Origin of the sequence: Micromonospora sp. NPDC049559, from assembly GCF_040676675.1 — a bacterium.
GTDB lineage: Bacteria > Actinomycetota > Actinomycetes > Mycobacteriales > Micromonosporaceae > JBFAPK01.
The window spans coordinates 34,949-36,362 of the sequence record NZ_JBFAPK010000059.1; the positions used below are offsets into that span (position 1 = coordinate 34,949).

A 1,414-nucleotide genomic window follows, 5' to 3' on the forward strand; every position below is an offset into this window, starting at 1 on the left:
GAAGGACGACAAGGCCAAGGACGACAAGGCCTACGGCGACAGCACCAAGGACGAGAAGAGCTGGGACGCCAAGGGCGACGACGCCAAGAAGGACGAGGAAAAGGGCAAGGGCTACGAGGGCAAGGGCTACGAGGGTTACGGCGAGGAGTACGTCTACGCCACGACCGTGAAGATCGATAAGCACGCCAAGCCCGGCGAGTACGAGCTCAAGGGTTCCTGCGGCACCGGCAAGCTGGTCATCGTACCGACCGGCTCGGTCAACGGCGGCGACGGCGGCGTGGCGGGTACCGGCCTCGACGGCGGCCTCGCGGCCGGCGGCGTCGGCATGCTCGGCGCGGCCGCGCTCGGCGGCCTCTTCCTGATGCGGCGGCCTCGGACCGATGGCCCGCTCGCCTGAGGCGGCGACGAGAGGGGCCGGCGGCCGTCACGGATCTCCGTGGCGCGCCGCCGGCACCGGCCTCGTTGCCGTGCTGGCCCTCCTGGGCGCCGGTCTGATCGGCGCCTCGTTGAAGCAACCACCATCGCTGCGCCCGCCCCAGCCCGTCGCGGAGGCGGCGCCACCCGAGCTGGAACCGGCGACCGACCCCTCCCCGCTCAGCGCCGAGCCAGGGACCCCGCCCTCCCCCTCCGCCACCGCCATCCCCGGTCCGGTCGGGCGGTCCCGGTCCGAGCCGACCGACATCAGCATCCCGAAGATCGGGGTTGCCGCGAAGATCATCTCGCTGGGCGTCAACGCGGACGGCACCATACAGGTACCGCCGCTGGAGCGGGCGCAGCTCGCCGGCTGGTACCAGCCGGGCCCCAGTCCGGGGGAGGTCGGCAACTCGGTCATCGTGGGGCACGTCGACTCGTACGCGATCGGCCCCGCGGTCTTCTTCCGGCTCGGCGAACTGAAGCCCGGCGACACCGTGCTGGTGACCCGCAAGGATCGTACGGTGGTCCGGTTCCGGGTCGACGGGGTGAAGGCGTTCCCCAAGACGGCCTTCCCGACCGAGCAGGTCTACGGCGCGTCCGAGCAGCCCAGCCTGCGCCTGGTGACCTGCGGCGGCAAGTTCAACGAGAAGACCCGCAGCTACCCCGACAACATCATCGTGTTCGCGACGCTCATCCCCTGAGCCCGCGTGGCTCGCGCGAGAGCCGACGAGCCCCGGCCCGGCACCGCCCGCCGGGGCTCGCGGCCGTCCGGCCCAGCAGGGTCACCCGGACGGGTGGGAGCCCGGCACCCCACCGCGGCCGCCCGCGGCCCGGCAGCCCCGGCCGGCAGGCCCACCACGCCCACCGCCGGACACGGCCCGGCGGCCCGGCCGGTCGGCCTGCCATGGTGCTGGTCTGCCCGCGCGACTTCTCCAACGAACCGGTCGGCGCGCTGCTCGACGTACGCAAGCAACTGCTGGTGCTGCGCCGTCAGCTGGCC

1 protein-coding gene and 1 pseudogene are annotated in these 1,414 nt (G+C 73.1%); both read left to right on the forward strand.

Annotated features, from left to right (window positions below; translation table 11 throughout):
• Positions 1 to 397, forward strand: a pseudogene (locus tag AB0J86_RS37030) (hypothetical protein); the annotation flags it as partial.
• Complete coding sequence (locus AB0J86_RS37035; protein ID WP_363862955.1) at positions 381 to 1,115, forward strand: class F sortase; 735 nt, start codon at positions 381 to 383, stop codon at positions 1,113 to 1,115. The pseudogene AB0J86_RS37030 and the gene AB0J86_RS37035, both read left to right, overlap by 17 nt.
• Positions 1,116 to 1,414: the final 299 nt, after the last annotated feature.